Raw genomic sequence first — 13,491 nt, forward strand, 5'->3', positions numbered from 1 at the left:
CAGGGTCACCTACAATCCGCCCCGCCCCCGGAGGGCCACGAGGCGAGGAGAGAAGAGCCTCAGAAGATTGCCACGGGGAACGGCGCCGGGGGCACCAGAAGGCCGTGCGAGGGCCCGCCGCAGGCGCCAGCGGGCCGCGCGGGGGGTGGGCCGGACGGGCGCCGGCGCGGGGCGCAGGGCCCGCAGGGCGATCCGGGAGGGGCGCGAGAGGGGCTCAGGTGACATGGGGCACCTTCCACTCAGCAACTTCATAAAGATATATCGATTGTGGTCTTGAGGCAATCGCGAGGCTGAGCAACTTGAAAGAACTATAGAAGTCGCGGAGGTCCTAGCGTCGGGGCACAGGCCAGAAAGCGCCGAAGGAGGCAGCAATGGCAATCGATCTCTGCAACAAGTCGCCGGGTGCTCTCGCGGAGGGCGCCCAGGGTGCGTGGGAGGAGGCGGTCCCGGCCGAGGCGGCACCGGTCAACCTGGACGCCCTCACCGCGGACCAGCGCGACGCGCTCAACTTCTCCTACCGGACCACGCTGCCGGCGATGGACCCGCGCTTCGTCGCCGGTGACCCGGCGGCCTGGGCGAGCGACTTCGGATACGCGCTCAACAAGGTCGCGGTCCGGCTGGACAACCGCACCAACCAGGAACTGCGCGACGCCGCGCTGAACCACCCCGACGCGGCCATGCGCGAGCAGGCCCTGTTCGAGTACGCCGACCGCGACCTGCCGGACGCGATCGAGCTGCTCGGCCAGGCCGTGCTGCACGACCCCAACCGCGAGGTCCGCTGGGACGCGCTGTGGGCCATCGAGAAGCTGGGCGGGGCGCACGCCGTGGCCAGCCTCAGCAAGTTCGCCAAGGACGCGGACCCGGAGATCGCCGAGTGGTCGCACCTGTTCCGCAGCGAGCTGCAGACGGGTGACCCGGCGTTCGACGGCCGGGCCGGCAGGTTCACCCCCGGCCGCACCTTCGACGAGACCATCTACCTGCTGATCCACTGCGACCTGTACGTGCGGCTGGACGACTCCAACCAGCACTGGGGCAAGATCTCGCTGGCCCCGCAGGGCCTGGCCCGGATCTACGGCCAGGCGCACGCCTGCCCGAACGTGGCGACCCGCGAGCGGCAGCTCGTCATCGCCAAGACCATCGACGGGCTGCACGCCGACGGCTCGCCGCACTGCGACAACTACCTGTTCCGCGGGTTCACCGACCGCACCCGCCGGGACCGGGGGAACTTCTTCTTCGAGTCGCTGGTGCCCCGGACGTTCTTCAAGTCCGGCCACGCCGACGACCCGAGCGAGGGCACCCGCCAGGCCAACATCGGCTTCGCCCGGTACGGCACCTGGCACCTCGACCCGAAGTTCCAGATCCACGACGAGGCGGCCATCCGCTACGTCCGTGGCCGCTTCCAGGGCTGGGGCTACATCAACCTGGCCCGGATCGCCGGCCGCTCGATGGAGGAGATCCTCCAGCCGGGCAACGGCGTGCTCTCCACCCTGCACGACCCGGAGATCGGCCACATGACCAACGCGTTCATCCTCGGCACCTTCAAGGGGAAGCTGAACGACTGGGACGGCGACGGGGTCATCGACATGAACTCCCGCGACGTCTACTCGACCGTCGACGGCGAGATCGACATGAACCAGGACGGCGTGGCGGACCAGCCCGGCCTGACCTGCTGCGACCACACCACCCTGCTGCCGTAACGAAGGAAGAGGACACCAGAGATGAGCACCAAGAGCGTTCTTTTCGGTCGCCCGGTCCAGACCGAGGGCGTGCCGAACGTCTACGCCGGCGCCCCGGTCGTCCCGTGGACCCCGCCGGAGCCGGGCATCGACAACCTCGGCATCAACTCGATCGACACCTTCGCCGTGCCGGGCGTGGGCGAGTACACCGTCGCCTTCGACGGCTGGGTGCGGGTGGTCCGGTCGCCGTCCACCTCGGGCGAGTGGGCCGACGCCGAGGTCTACACCAACCTCATCGAGATGAAGATGGTCGGTGAGTGCGAGGAGCTCGGCAAGATCACCGTCACGCTGAACCCGGACTGCCTCTCGGCCGGCCAGATCCGCACCCCGTTCGACCCGTACGCGGGTGAGGGGCCCTCGGCCAAGGCCTGCCGGATGGCGGTCGGCGCGATCTTCGACATGCCGAAGCTCGGGCTGAAGCTGATGAACCGCGAGCCGATCATCCTGACCATCGACGACGTGCGCAGCATCCCGCCGGCGGGCGCCCCGGGCAAGGGGCAGATCTACCGGATGATGCCGCTGCTCGACGTCAACGACCCGGACGGCCAGCCGGTCGCGTACCTGACCAGCCTCCGGTTCAACATGGGCGGCTACCTGCAGCCCGACCAGATGTGATTCCCCGCGGTGCGGGAGGCCGGCTCCGGCCGGTCTCCCGCACCGGCACGACCGCCCCGCCCACCACCAGGGCCGGGGCGTGGCAGACCGAAGGAGCGACGACAGTCGGAGGTTGGCATGCCCGTGGACGACCGGAGCGCACCCGCTCCCCGGCTGGAGCCCCGACCGGGTTTCACCGGGGTCGAGCCCGATGACTTCCCGCTGCTGCACCGCAACGGCGGCTATCCGCTGGCCCAGGACCGCTGGGAGCGGCTGGTCAGCCAGGTCCACATCCCCGCGCCCGCCGACCGGGTCTGGTCGGCGCTCACCGATCCGGAGCAGGTCGCGCAGTGGCTCGCGGTCTGCCGGGGCGGGTGGGCCACCGCCGACGGCGAGGCGATCCTCGACTTCGAGGACGGGGAGTTCTTCTTCTGCCGGATCCGCGACGTGCGGGAGCCGGCCTCCGGCGGCGAGGGCCGGCTGTCGTACCTCTGGCGCTGGGTGGGGGTGGGCCCGGCCACCGAGGTGACCTGGCAGCTCACCGCGACCCCGCACGGCACCCAGGTCACCGTCGTCGAGGAGGCGTTCAACCCGCCGTCGGACTGGCGGTCCTGGAACGGCATGGGCTGGCCCGGCATCCTCGACCAGCTCGCCGACTTCATCCGCACCGGCGTGCCGTGGCGCTGGCCGTGGCGCCGGATGGGCCCCTACGTGCAGACCGAGCTGCCCGGCACCACCTTCGAGGTCTGGGGGCTGCTCACCTCGACCCCGGCCACCCAGTTCTGGCTCAGCCGCACCAGCGGCAGCCTGGACGCCGGCAGCGAGGTGGGCCTGATCCTCGGCGACGCCAGCGGGGTGGCCACCATGAAGGTCACCCGGCACGTCGAGGCGTACCAGCAGTTCCCCTCGTACCTGCCGCGGCTGGAGTTCAACCTCCGGCGGCCGGGCTGGCCGGGTGAGCTGGAGGGGCACCTCTGGATCGAGCCGGCCGGGCTGGGCGGCAGCATCATCCAGGTCTTCCACTCCAACTGGGAGGCGCTGAGCACGATCGCCCCGCCGCTGGACGAACGCAAGATCCTCACCGGCTACTGGGTGGGCGCGTTCGGCCGGGCCGCGCTGCTCTGCCAGCGGGCGTTCGGGGACTCGTTCCCGGCGGCGCCGCCCGGCCGGGACCTGGACATCCCGGCCGACCTCAACGGCACCGGGAACGGCCAGCGGGTCGACGCCGGGCCGCACGGCTGGAGCCGGTAGGCCACGGTGGCGGCGCCGGCGGTGGGCAGCCATCAGGACCGCCGGCGGCGTCGCCACCAGACCAGCCGGGCGCCCAGCACCACCAGCACCACGGTGTTGGCGCCCAGCGCCACCAGGGTCAGCGGATCGGGTGGCCCGGTGTGCCCGGCGTGCCCCTCGGCCGCCGCCGGTGCCGCCGCCCCGGCGTCCACCCGGGGCGGCGGGCCCGCCGGGCGGCCGACCGCGAAGGCGTACGCGCCGCTGGGCTCGGAGCCGTCGGCGAGGGTGACGTGGTACGCCACCACGTACCAGCCCTCGCCGAGCGGGGGCAGCGTCTCGCGTACCCCCTTGCCCTGGACCGTGGTCGTGTCCCGGTCGACCCGCTGCCCGGCGGCGGCGGTGACCGTGACGTGCGCGTCGCCCCGCCGGGGGCGGCTGCCGAAGTCCAGCTCCACGGTGGACGGGGCGGTGGCGAGCACCGCCCCGCGGGCCGGCGTGGCCGCCACCACCGGATCCTCCGGCGCCCGGAAGAGCGGTCGGAGCAGCACCACCGCGCCGATCAGCAGCACCAGCGCCGCCGGGACGCGGCGCAGCGCCGCGCCCCGGCGGGGATCCGCCGGGGTCATGCCGACACCCGGTGCGAGGCGACCCGGTCCGGCGCCGCCGTGGTGGAGCGCCGGCCGGAGTCCCGGAGGTAGTGGTACATGGCCACCACCATCGGCAGGAAGACCACCGCGTTGTAGAACAGGTGCAGCTCGACGCGGGGGAACCAGAACTGGAGCACGCTGGTCGGCGCCGGCCGGCCGGCCAGGTGCGCGCCGGTCTGGGCCTGGATCAGCAGCAGCAGGTGCTCGACGTGGTGCCAGAACTGGATGGCCAGTGCCACCGTCCACCAGGTGCGGGCCTTGCCGGTGAAGCCGGGCCGCAGCGCCCAGAGGCCGACGAGCATGACCAGCGCGTAGCCGTAGTGCAGCCACTCCGAGCGGATCAGCCACGGGAACGGCAGGCCCAGCACGCCGCGGGCCTTCGGCACCGGCCAGCCGAGCCCCCAGATCTGCACGGCCTGGGCGATGTGCTCGGCCCAGTGCCCGAGCACCACCAGCATGAACAGCAGCACGGCGGTCCGGTGGTGACGGCCGTTCAGGCCGGCCAGCAGACCGTTGCGGTCGGTGTGCGGTCGATCGGTCACGGTGTCCTCCTGGAGGGGTCAGCCGGCTCGGCGGTGCGGGGCGAGGTGGGCGGTCTCGGCGGCGGCGCGCAGCAGCATCGGGCGGGCCGCGGCCTGGAAGTCGATGTCGGGGTCGAGGTCGCGGACGGTCCCCTCGATCACCAGCAGGGACAGCAGTGGAAAGACGAACTCGGACGCGGCGTACAGGCCGAAGTCCCGTTGCAGGGTGAACAGTTCGGTGCCGAAGCGGGTGAGCTGGAACTCCTTGGCCGGCACCCCGGTGTTCCGCTTGACCAGCTCCGCCACCCGGCCGATGAAGCCCTCGACGTCCGCGTCCGGCGCCACCCGGACGGCGCTGTCCACCACCACCTCGCCGCACTGCCGGCCGCGCCCGAGGGCCAGGCCGAGGAAGAAGTCGGCGAACTGCCGGCGTACGGTCGGGTTGAGCCGGATGCTGAACCCGGCGTCCAGCACGACCACCCGGGGCCCCTTGAAGTAGACGTTTCCCGGGTGCAGGTCACAGTGGACGAAGCCGTCCAGGAAGAGCATCTGGTAGACGGCGCTCACCGTGCGGGCGGCCAGCCGGGGCCGGCGGGCCGGGTCGATCTCGGCGACCGGGCGGGCCACCAGGTCCGGGATGAACTCCATGGCCAGGCAGTTCGGCCGGCACAGGTCGGGCAGCGTCGCCGGGATCCAGACGTTGTCCGACCCGGCGAAGTTGCGCCGCAGCTCGGCCAGGTTGGCCCGTTCCCCCGCGAAGTCGAGCTGCCCGAGCACGGCCGCGCAGACGAAGCCGGTCAGCTCGGCCAGCGGCACCCCGCGGCCCGGGGGCAGCTTCTCCGCCAGCGCCGCCGCGCCGTGGATGAGGGCCAGGTCGAGCGCCATCCGGCGGCGGATGCCCGGGCGTTGCAGCTTCAGTGCCACCTCCCGGCCGTCCGGCCGCACGGCCCGGTAGACGCCGGCGATGCTGCCGCTGGCCCGCGCCGTCCGCTCGACCTCGGCGAAGTGCCGGCCGACGTCCGGGCCGTACGCCTCGCGCAGCGCGCGGCGCACCTGCCGGTCGGACATCGGCCGGACCCGGTCATGCAGCCGGCCCAGCTCGTCGCAGAGCAGGGGCGGCAGCAGGTCCCGCCGGGTGCCCATGATCTGGCCGAACTTGACCGGCGCCGGGCCGAGCCGTTGCAGGTGCCGGACCAGCCGGCGGTAGAAGAAGCGGGCCGCCGCGGTGCGGCCGCGCAGGGGTCGCAGCACCGCCGCGCCGGCCGCCGCCGGCACCAGGTACGCGGCGCTGCTCGCCACGACGAAGGCGCCGCGGGTGGCCATGGCGAGCCGGGACTGGCGGGGGATGGTGCGGGACAGTCCGGCGGGACGGTCGCCGGGAAGGGGGTTCTCCGGGAGCATCAACGCCTCCTTGCGAGGGGACGGGGTGTGCGTTGGGTGATCCGAAGGTGGCGCAGTGTCATGGACAGGGTTCTATAGATCCCATAGCCTCTTGATGGGGGGAGGCGACGATGGGCGCTGCCGTGAACACTGTCCGGATAAGGGTTCTGGGCCCGGTCGCCGCGTTCCGCGACACCGCCGAGATCCCGCTGGGGCCGTCCCGGCAGCGCGCCGTCCTCGGCTATCTCGCCCTGCATCCCGGGCAGCCGGTGCCGCTCGGCGCGCTCACCGAGGCGGTCTGGGGTGAGGACGCCCCGGCCAGCGGCGACCATCTCGTCCGGACGTACGTGGCCCGGCTGCGCCAGGTGCTGGAGCCGGACACCGCGCCGCGCGCCCGGACCAACGTCATCGCCTCGGTGCCCGGCGGCTACCGGCTCGACGTGCCGCCGGAACGCGTCGACGCGTCGCACTTCCAGCAGCTCCTCGGCCGGGCCCGCGGCCGGCAGGCCGCCGGCGACCCGTACGAGGCCTTCGAGCTGCTCGACGCGGCGCTCGGGCTCTGGCAGGACCCGACCCTGGCCGACCTCGGCGGCCTGCTGGCCAGTCCCCGGCACCTCACCGCGCTGCGCACCGACTGGGTCGACGCCGGCCTGCGCCACGTCGCGGTGGGGCTGACCCTCGGGCAGGCGTCGGTGGTGCTGCCGGTGGCCGAGCAGCTCGCGGCCGTCGAGCCGCTCCAGGAGGCGGTGCAGGCCCGCTACCTGGAGGCGCTCACCCGCAGCGGGCAGCGGGCCGCCGCCGTGCACCACTACCTGAGCGTCCGGGCCCGGCTCCGCGCCGAACTCGGGGTCGAGCCCGGCCCGGAGCTGCGCCGGATGTACGCCGCCCTGCTGCACGCCGGGGACGAGCCGGAGCCGGGTCCGGAACCGCCGCCCGCCCCGGCCGGGGCGGAACCCGACCGGCGGCCCGGCTGGCGCGGCCCCGGCCCGGCGATCGGTCCGCTGATCGGCCGGGAGGACGACGTCGCCCGCTGCGCCACGCTGCTGGTCGCGCACCGGCACGTCACCATCGTCGGGCCGGCCGGCTGCGGCAAGTCGGCCACCGGGCTGGCGGTCGCCGAGCGGGTCGCCGCCGCGTTCCCCGACGGGGTGGCCACGGTCGACGCCGCCGAGGCCCGGGACTGCGGCGAGGTGCTGCGCCTGCTGGCCGAGACGCTGGAGCTGCCGGGGCCGAACGCCGACCCGCTGCGTGCCGTCGGCGACCAGCGGATGCTGCTGGTGCTCAACGACGTCGAGCACCTCGGCGCCCGGGCCGGCGAGATGGTGGAGCACGCGCTGCACTGCTGCCCGCGTACGGCCATGCTGGTCACCTCCCGCCGCCGGCTCGGGCTCACCCACGAGGCGGTGTTCCGGCTGGCGCCCCTGCCGCTGCCCGGGACCGACGACCCGGAGACGCTGCCCGACCACCCGGCCGTCCGCCTCTTCGTCCACCGGGCCGGGCTGGTCCGGCCCGGCTTCCGCCTCTCCCCGGCGGACGCCGTGACCGTGGCACGGATCTGCCGCGGGCTGGACGGCCTGCCGCTGGCCATCGAGCTCGCCGCCGCCTGCCTCTACACCGACAGCCTCGACGGGGTGCTGCGCCGGGTCGACGACCCGCTGGACGAGCTGCGGCCGCAGCGGCGGGGCCATCCGCAGCACCACCGCTCGCTGCGCGCCGCGCTGCACCGCAGCCTGGCCGTGCTGTCCCCGGTCGACCGGGCCTGCCTGGCCCGGCTGGGCGGCGGCGACCGGTGCTTCTCGCGCGACGAGGCGGCCGCCCGCTGCGCCGACCTGGTGCCGCCGGACCAGCTCCGTGCGGTGCTCGACCGGCTGGCCGACGAGTCCCTTTTGGACCCCCGGCCCGGGCCGGACGGCCCGCGCTTCCGGCTGCTCCGCACGGTGGCGCTGGCGGCGGCCGCCGCGCCGGGCCCCGAAACCGGGGACCATCAGGCGTTCCACGGCATGGTCGGGAACCAGCCGTAGCCGAACATGGCCGGCAGCCGGACGTCCCAGTAGAAGACCAGGAACGCGCCGAGCGCCACGAGGCTGACCCCGACCAGCAGGGCGGCCCGGCCGGGGCGGGACAGCCACCGCTGGAAGGCGCCGCGGGTGCCGAGCACGAGCACCAGGGCCAGCACCGCCATGATCAGCACGTTGCCGAGCGACTGGAGCACCAGCACCAGCGCGCCGTAGAACGGGTTGTGGCTCTCCACCGCCTGCTCCAGCAGCTTGTGGAACAGCGGGTACGGCCGGCCCACCAGGAAGCCGCCGACAAGCGCGCCCAGCGTCACCAGCCGGGCCACCGGCCGGCCCGCGAACGGGTCGGGGAGCAGGCCCAGCGCGGCCAGCCCGAGCCAGGCGAAGGCCAGCCCGATCACGCCGAACACCACGGACGCCTGGACCAGCCGGACCGGAAGGCCGTCGCCCACCGTCCCGGTGGAGAGCTGCGGCAGCCGATCGCCGACGAGGACGGCCACGAAGCCGTACACCGCCGCCACCGACACCAGCCCGAGGGCCAGCCAGCCGAGCGGGGCCAGCGCGGCGGCGAGCCGGCCGCGGCGCGGCCCGGCCGAGCACTCGGCGACGTCGGGCAGCGCGCCGAACACGGCGATGTTGCAGGCGGTGAACGTGCCGGCGAACCCGGAGACGAAGGCGAACACCACGCCTGCCGCGGAACCGGCGATGGCGCTCTGCTTGGCGTCCGTGCCGAGCATCGAGTTGGCGACGTTGTCGCCGATCACGTGGTCGACGAACTCGAAGGACCAGAGCACGGCGAGCAGCAGCCCGCCGAGCAGGCCGGCGACGGCGGCGACGGGCCGGCGCCGGGTGGCGGGGAATTCGGTACGAGTGGAGCTGGCGAGGGCGGTCATCTGGCGGTCCTCTCCGTGGCCGGAACCATGGAATAGTGAAGGGATGGGATGCCCGAAAGGGAGCGAGCGATGGGGCTGCTGAAGGACCGACGCACCTACGACCAACAGTGCGGACTGGCCTATGCGCTGGACGTTCTCGGCGAACGCTGGACGCTGCTGATCGTCCGGGAGCTGCTGATCCGGCCCCGTCGCTACGGCGAACTCCTCGATGCTTTGCAAGGAATCGGCACCAACCTGCTGGCCGACCGGCTCGGCTTCCTCGTCGAGGCCGGGCTGGTCCGGTCGCTCGATCCGCAGCGGCGGACCGCGGGCTACGCGCTGACCGAGCTGGGTGAGCGGATGCGGGAGCCGGTGCTGAGCCTGGCCCGCTTCGGCCTGACCTACGCCGCCCACCAGCCGCCGCCGGCCGCCTCGGTGACCCGGCCGGCCTGGGCGATCCTGGCCACCGACGCCATGCTCGACGACACCCGCGCGCCCGGCGTCGACGAGGTCTACGGGTTCGACGTCGACGGCGAGCAGTTCCACGTCGTGGTGGAGGGCGGGCGGGCCGTCCTGCACCCCACCGCCGCGCCGGAGCCGACCCTGCACGTGAAGACCGACGCGAAAACGTTCTTCCAGCTCGGGGTGCGGCGGCTGGACCCGCTGGAGGCGGTGCTCGCCGGCTCGGTGCAGGTCTCCGGGCCCCCGGCCGCCATGTCGCGCTGCCTGCGGCTGCTCGGGCTGGCCGGCAACCCGCTCGGCTGACCCGGTCAGCCGGCCCGGCACGCCGGCTCCCGCACGGTCCGGTCACCGCTCGGCACCCCGATGTGGATGGACACCTGACCGCGCAGGCCCTGCCGGTCGCTGACCGCCATCAACAGCCCGGTCAGCGCCTCCAGGTGGCGGGCGGTCCGGATGCCGCCAGCGTCCAGCGGGGCGAAGCCCAGCGCCCGGGCCAGCGCGAAGACGTCCCGCAGCGCCGCCGGATGGTCGGCGGCGACCGGCAGCGAGACCGGCAGGCCGTTGACCCGGCACCGGGCCAGCACCCCGGCGGGCACCGTGTTGAACGCCTTGGCCACCCGCCAGCCCTCGCCCGGGTGATCCGGTCCGGCGGCCCGGTCGGCGGCGAGTTCGGCCAGCAGTTCGCCGCCGGAGCGGCCGGGCGGCACCAGCGGTGGCTCGCAGAACACCGGGTTGGTGGGGTCGACCAGGGTGCGGCCCCGGCCGCGCCGCCCCGCCGGGCCGCGCAGGAACTCGACCGCGGCGGGGAACGGCACGGCGAGCACCACCAGCGCGGCCCGGTCGAGCAGGTCGGCCACCCGCAGCGGGTCGGCCCGCCCCGGCACCAGGAGGGGATTGAGGCCGGCCTGCCGGACCGCCTCGGCCAGCCCGCGGCCCATCCGGCCCCGGCCCAGGATGCCGACGATCATCGGGCCACCACCGCGTACCGGCTCAGGGCCCGGCGCAGCTCGGCCGGCACCTCGACCGGCTCCAGGCCGTGCCCGCCCCGGCGCATGCAGGCCACCGTCTGCCGGCCCTGGGCCAGCAGCGTCGGCGGACCGGGCGCCACCCGGACGTAGTCGAACGACATCGCGATCCGGTGGCCGTCCAGCCGGTCCAGCATCATCCGCACCTCGACCTCGTCGAAGGCGTTGCCCTCGGCGTAGAAGTCGGCGTGGCAGTCCACGGTCACCAGGGCCAGCCCGTCGGCCAGCGCGGCCATCACGCCGGGCGCGTGGTCGGCCAGGAAGTGCTCCCGGCAGTGCCCCTGCCAGTGCAGGTAGTGGGCGAAGTAGACGTTGCCCACCAGGTTCGTCTCGTCGAAGGTCACCACGTGCCGGTGGACGTAGCTGTCGGGCATCCCGGTCACGCCTCCCCGTCGGTGTCGGCGGCGACGGCCAGGCTCACCGCGACCGGGCCGGGCGTCGCCGGCAGGACCGTGCCGTACACCGCGTGCCGGCCGGCGTGCAGCGCCACCCAGCCGTCCGGTCCGGTCTCGTCGCGCAGCACCAGCGGGGCGTCGACCGCCGCGCCGGCCTTCACCAGCGCCTCCAGCGCCGTCCACACCCGGGTCCCGGCGGTGGGCGCGTCCTCGCCGGTGAGCCGGGCCAGGGCGGCGGCGACCCGGGCCGCCGGCCCGGGCAAGGGTGGGGTGGGGGTGACCACCTCCCAGTCCACCCCGACCGGCCGGTCCGCCGTGGCGGTCAGCACGTGCCCGTCGAGGTGGCTGACGCTGATCCCGCGCCACCCCAGCGGCGTGGCCGGTACGCCGGGCCGGAGCCGGCCGGTGGCGTCGGCGCGTACCTCGCCCCCGAGCAGCCAGCCGGCCAGTGAGCGGCTGCGTTCCCGGTCGGCCCGCCCGGCCGGCGCCGTGGCCAGGTCCACCCGCAGCTCCGGCCGCCAGCGGCGCAGCCGCCGGGCCACCAGCGGCCCGACCAGCTCGGCCGGCCAGGCGCTGTTGTCCACCGGGCCGACCGCCCGCAGCCGCAGCCCGGTCCAACGCTCCACCGGCGAGCCGTCCGCGTCGATGACGGTGAGGTCGAAGCGGAACTCGTCGCCGGACTCGGCGACCTGCCGGGCGTGGACGGTCAGGGTGCCCTCGGGGCGGGCGTGGATGTCGATCCGGTCCACCCCGACGGGCAGCACCCGCCGGTCGGGCACGCACGCCTGGAGCAGGTGCAGGAAGGCGTCCCGCACCCCCGGGTCGCCCAGTTGCAGCCGCTGGTCGTGGAACCCGCCGAACCAGGTCGCCGCCTCGGCGTGCACCTCGGCCACGCAGCGGTAGGCGCTCAGCCCGTGGTAGCCGGCCACCCGCCGGAACCGGGGACCGTGGAAGAAGGCCGGGCCGTAGAGCGGGCCGCCGGGCACCAGCAGCCCGGTCGAGGGCGGCGGCACCGGCTCGCCCGAGGTCACGGCGCCGCCGTACGTGCCGGTGAGGTGGTCCACCGCGAAGCCGGTCTCCGCGCTGCGCACGGCCGCCCGGACCGTGCCGTCCGCGCCGGTCAGCGCGGCCACCCGGACCGGTCGGGGCTCCCGGTCGCCGACGGTCACCGGGCGGGTCAGCGCCACGTCCCGGATCACGGTGGGCACCTGCTTGGCGCCGAGCGCGGCGGCGGCCTGCGCCATCGCCTCCAGTCCGAGCACCGCCGGGAGCACGGCCGCGCCGTCGATCCGGTGGTCGTCCAGGTAGGGGTCGGCGCCGAGCGACAGCCGGGCCTCGCTCACCAGCTCCACGCAGGGCGTGCCGACCAGCCGCGACTCCAGGAACCGGCCGTGCTCCTCGGCGCACTCGTCCCACTCCAGGGTGTCGCTCACCGGCAGCCGGCCGGCCACCAGCACCACCGGCGGCAGCGCGGGCGTGGCGAGCAGTTCCCGCAGCACGCGGATGCCCTCGTCCGGCGGGATCGGGCTGACCCCGCGCCGGAGCAGCCCGTCGAGCACACCGAGCCGGACGCCCATCCCGGTGCCGGACCAGACCGACCACTCGATGCTCAGCCAGCGCACCTGCGGCACGGCGGCGGCCAGCTCCGCGCAGCGCCGGGAGAGGTACTCGTTGGCGGTGGCGTACGCGGCCTCGCCGGGGAGCCCGGCCCGGCCGATCACCGAGCCGAACGCCACGGCGAAGCGCAGCTCGTCGGGGTCCAGCGCGGCCACCACGTGCTCGAAGCCGTACGCCTTCGGGGCCAGGGTGCGGTCCAGCTCCTCGGCGGTCAGCTCGGCGACCGGGGCGGGCTCGTTGCGCCCGGCCGCGTGCAGCAGCCCGCGCACCGGGCCGTGCTCGGTGCGGACGGCGGTGACCGCCGCGGCCACCGCCGCCGGGTCGGCCAGGTCCACCGACCGGTAGACCGCGCCGGTGCGGCGGACCGCCTCGACCACCTCCGGGTCGTCGGCGGGGCTGCGGCCGAAGAGCACCAGCCGCGCCCCGGTGGCCTCGCCGAGGGCCGCCGCGCAGGCCGCCCCGATCCCCTTCGCGCCCCCGGTGACCAGGCAGACCTCGCCCGGGCCGAGCGGGATCCGCCGGTCGGTGCGCGGCTGGCCGTCCAGCAGCCGGGTCACCGGCACGGTGCGTACGCCGTCCGCGCCGTACACCACCTCCTGGTAGCCCGACCACGGCCGGGACGCCTCGACGGCGGCCAGCCGGACGCCGGCCGGGCCCGGCGGGGTCTCCACCACCAGCACCGGCGTCCCGGTCTCCACGGCCAGGCTGCGGCCGACGGCCGCGCCGACCCCGCCGTGGTGCAGCACCACCAGCGGACGGCGGTCGGCCGCCGCGGCGCGCAGCGCGGCGACCACGTCGGCCGTCGGGATGCCGGCGAGGCCCGGCGGCAGGGCGAGCAGCCGGCCCGCCGCCGCCCCGGTGCCGACCCGGAACGCGGTCCGCACCGCCTCGGCGTGCGGGTGTCCGGCCAGCGGGCCGACCACCTCCCAGCCGGGCGGCTCGGCGGCCGGGGCGGCGGTGGCGGGGCGGGGCCCCAGGGGGGGGCGGGACACCCCGA

At 75.1% G+C, this 13,491-nt stretch carries 12 protein-coding genes; 5 read left to right on the forward strand and 7 right to left on the reverse strand.

Going from position 1 to position 13,491, the window contains the following annotated elements; translation table 11 throughout:
- The first annotated feature begins 371 nt into the window (after positions 1–371).
- The 3 genes from ACW0Q9_RS22550 (at position 372) to ACW0Q9_RS22560 (ending at position 3,581) form a co-directional block, all read left to right on the forward strand.
- Positions 372–1,697, forward strand: a complete 1,326-nt coding sequence (locus ACW0Q9_RS22550) for a HEAT repeat domain-containing protein (RefSeq protein ID WP_254340997.1) — start codon at positions 372–374, stop codon at positions 1,695–1,697.
- 21 nt (positions 1,698–1,718) lie between these two features.
- Positions 1,719–2,351, forward strand: coding sequence for a DUF6073 family protein (locus ACW0Q9_RS22555; protein WP_456184409.1), 633 nt, complete (start codon positions 1,719–1,721; stop codon positions 2,349–2,351).
- 117 nt (positions 2,352–2,468) lie between these two features.
- Positions 2,469–3,581, forward strand: a complete 1,113-nt coding sequence (locus tag ACW0Q9_RS22560) for an SRPBCC family protein (RefSeq protein WP_107079666.1) — start codon at positions 2,469–2,471, stop codon at positions 3,579–3,581.
- 32 nt (positions 3,582–3,613) lie between these two features.
- Here ACW0Q9_RS22560 and ACW0Q9_RS22565 read toward each other — a convergent pair whose 3' ends face one another.
- From ACW0Q9_RS22565 to ACW0Q9_RS22575, 3 genes are read right to left on the reverse strand one after another with little or no spacing between them, the layout of a single operon-like run.
- A complete protein-coding gene (locus ACW0Q9_RS22565) occupies positions 3,614–4,186 on the reverse strand; it encodes a copper resistance CopC family protein (protein ID WP_456184412.1) in 573 nt (190 codons plus the stop codon).
- A complete protein-coding gene (locus ACW0Q9_RS22570) occupies positions 4,183–4,749 on the reverse strand; it encodes a hypothetical protein (protein WP_456184414.1) in 567 nt (188 codons plus the stop codon). Before ACW0Q9_RS22570 ends, ACW0Q9_RS22565 begins: the two co-directional genes overlap by 4 nt.
- Positions 4,750–4,767: 18 nt before the next feature.
- Positions 4,768–6,129 carry an ABC1 kinase family protein gene (locus ACW0Q9_RS22575; RefSeq protein WP_456184416.1) on the reverse strand — a complete coding sequence of 454 codons (1,362 nt, stop codon included), beginning with the start codon at positions 6,127–6,129 and terminating at the stop codon, positions 4,768–4,770.
- A 110-nt stretch (positions 6,130–6,239) separates the two neighbouring features.
- On the opposite strand from ACW0Q9_RS22575, the gene ACW0Q9_RS22580 reads away from it, so the two are divergent.
- Positions 6,240–8,129 carry an AfsR/SARP family transcriptional regulator gene (locus tag ACW0Q9_RS22580; RefSeq protein WP_456184418.1) on the forward strand — a complete coding sequence of 630 codons (1,890 nt, stop codon included), beginning with the start codon at positions 6,240–6,242 and terminating at the stop codon, positions 8,127–8,129.
- Here ACW0Q9_RS22580 and ACW0Q9_RS22585 read toward each other — a convergent pair.
- The gene (locus tag ACW0Q9_RS22585) at positions 8,093–9,016 is read right to left on the reverse strand and encodes a hypothetical protein (protein ID WP_456184419.1); all 924 of its coding nucleotides are present in this window, start codon (positions 9,014–9,016) and stop codon (positions 8,093–8,095) included. The genes ACW0Q9_RS22580 and ACW0Q9_RS22585 overlap by 37 nt on opposite strands.
- A gap of 69 nt (positions 9,017–9,085) precedes the next feature.
- On the opposite strand from ACW0Q9_RS22585, the gene ACW0Q9_RS22590 reads away from it, so the two are divergent.
- Positions 9,086–9,760: a winged helix-turn-helix transcriptional regulator gene (locus tag ACW0Q9_RS22590; protein WP_456184421.1), complete on the forward strand. Its 675-nt coding sequence runs from the start codon at positions 9,086–9,088 to the stop codon at positions 9,758–9,760.
- A 5-nt stretch (positions 9,761–9,765) separates the two neighbouring features.
- Here the strand turns inward: ACW0Q9_RS22590 and ACW0Q9_RS22595 are convergent, their stop codons facing one another.
- The 3 genes from ACW0Q9_RS22595 to ACW0Q9_RS22605 all read right to left on the reverse strand — a co-directional run.
- Positions 9,766–10,425, reverse strand: a complete 660-nt coding sequence (locus ACW0Q9_RS22595; protein WP_456184423.1) for an NADPH-dependent F420 reductase — start codon at positions 10,423–10,425, stop codon at positions 9,766–9,768.
- A complete protein-coding gene (locus tag ACW0Q9_RS22600) occupies positions 10,422–10,856 on the reverse strand; it encodes an acyl-CoA thioesterase (protein ID WP_456184425.1) in 435 nt (144 codons plus the stop codon). The genes ACW0Q9_RS22595 and ACW0Q9_RS22600 overlap by 4 nt, the downstream gene beginning before the upstream one ends.
- A 5-nt stretch (positions 10,857–10,861) precedes the next feature.
- Positions 10,862–13,491 (reverse strand): SDR family NAD(P)-dependent oxidoreductase (locus ACW0Q9_RS22605; RefSeq protein WP_456184427.1); only part of this gene is annotated, 2,630 nt, incomplete at its 5' end.

The sequence above is a fragment of the Micromonospora sp. I033 genome (assembly GCF_053890995.1).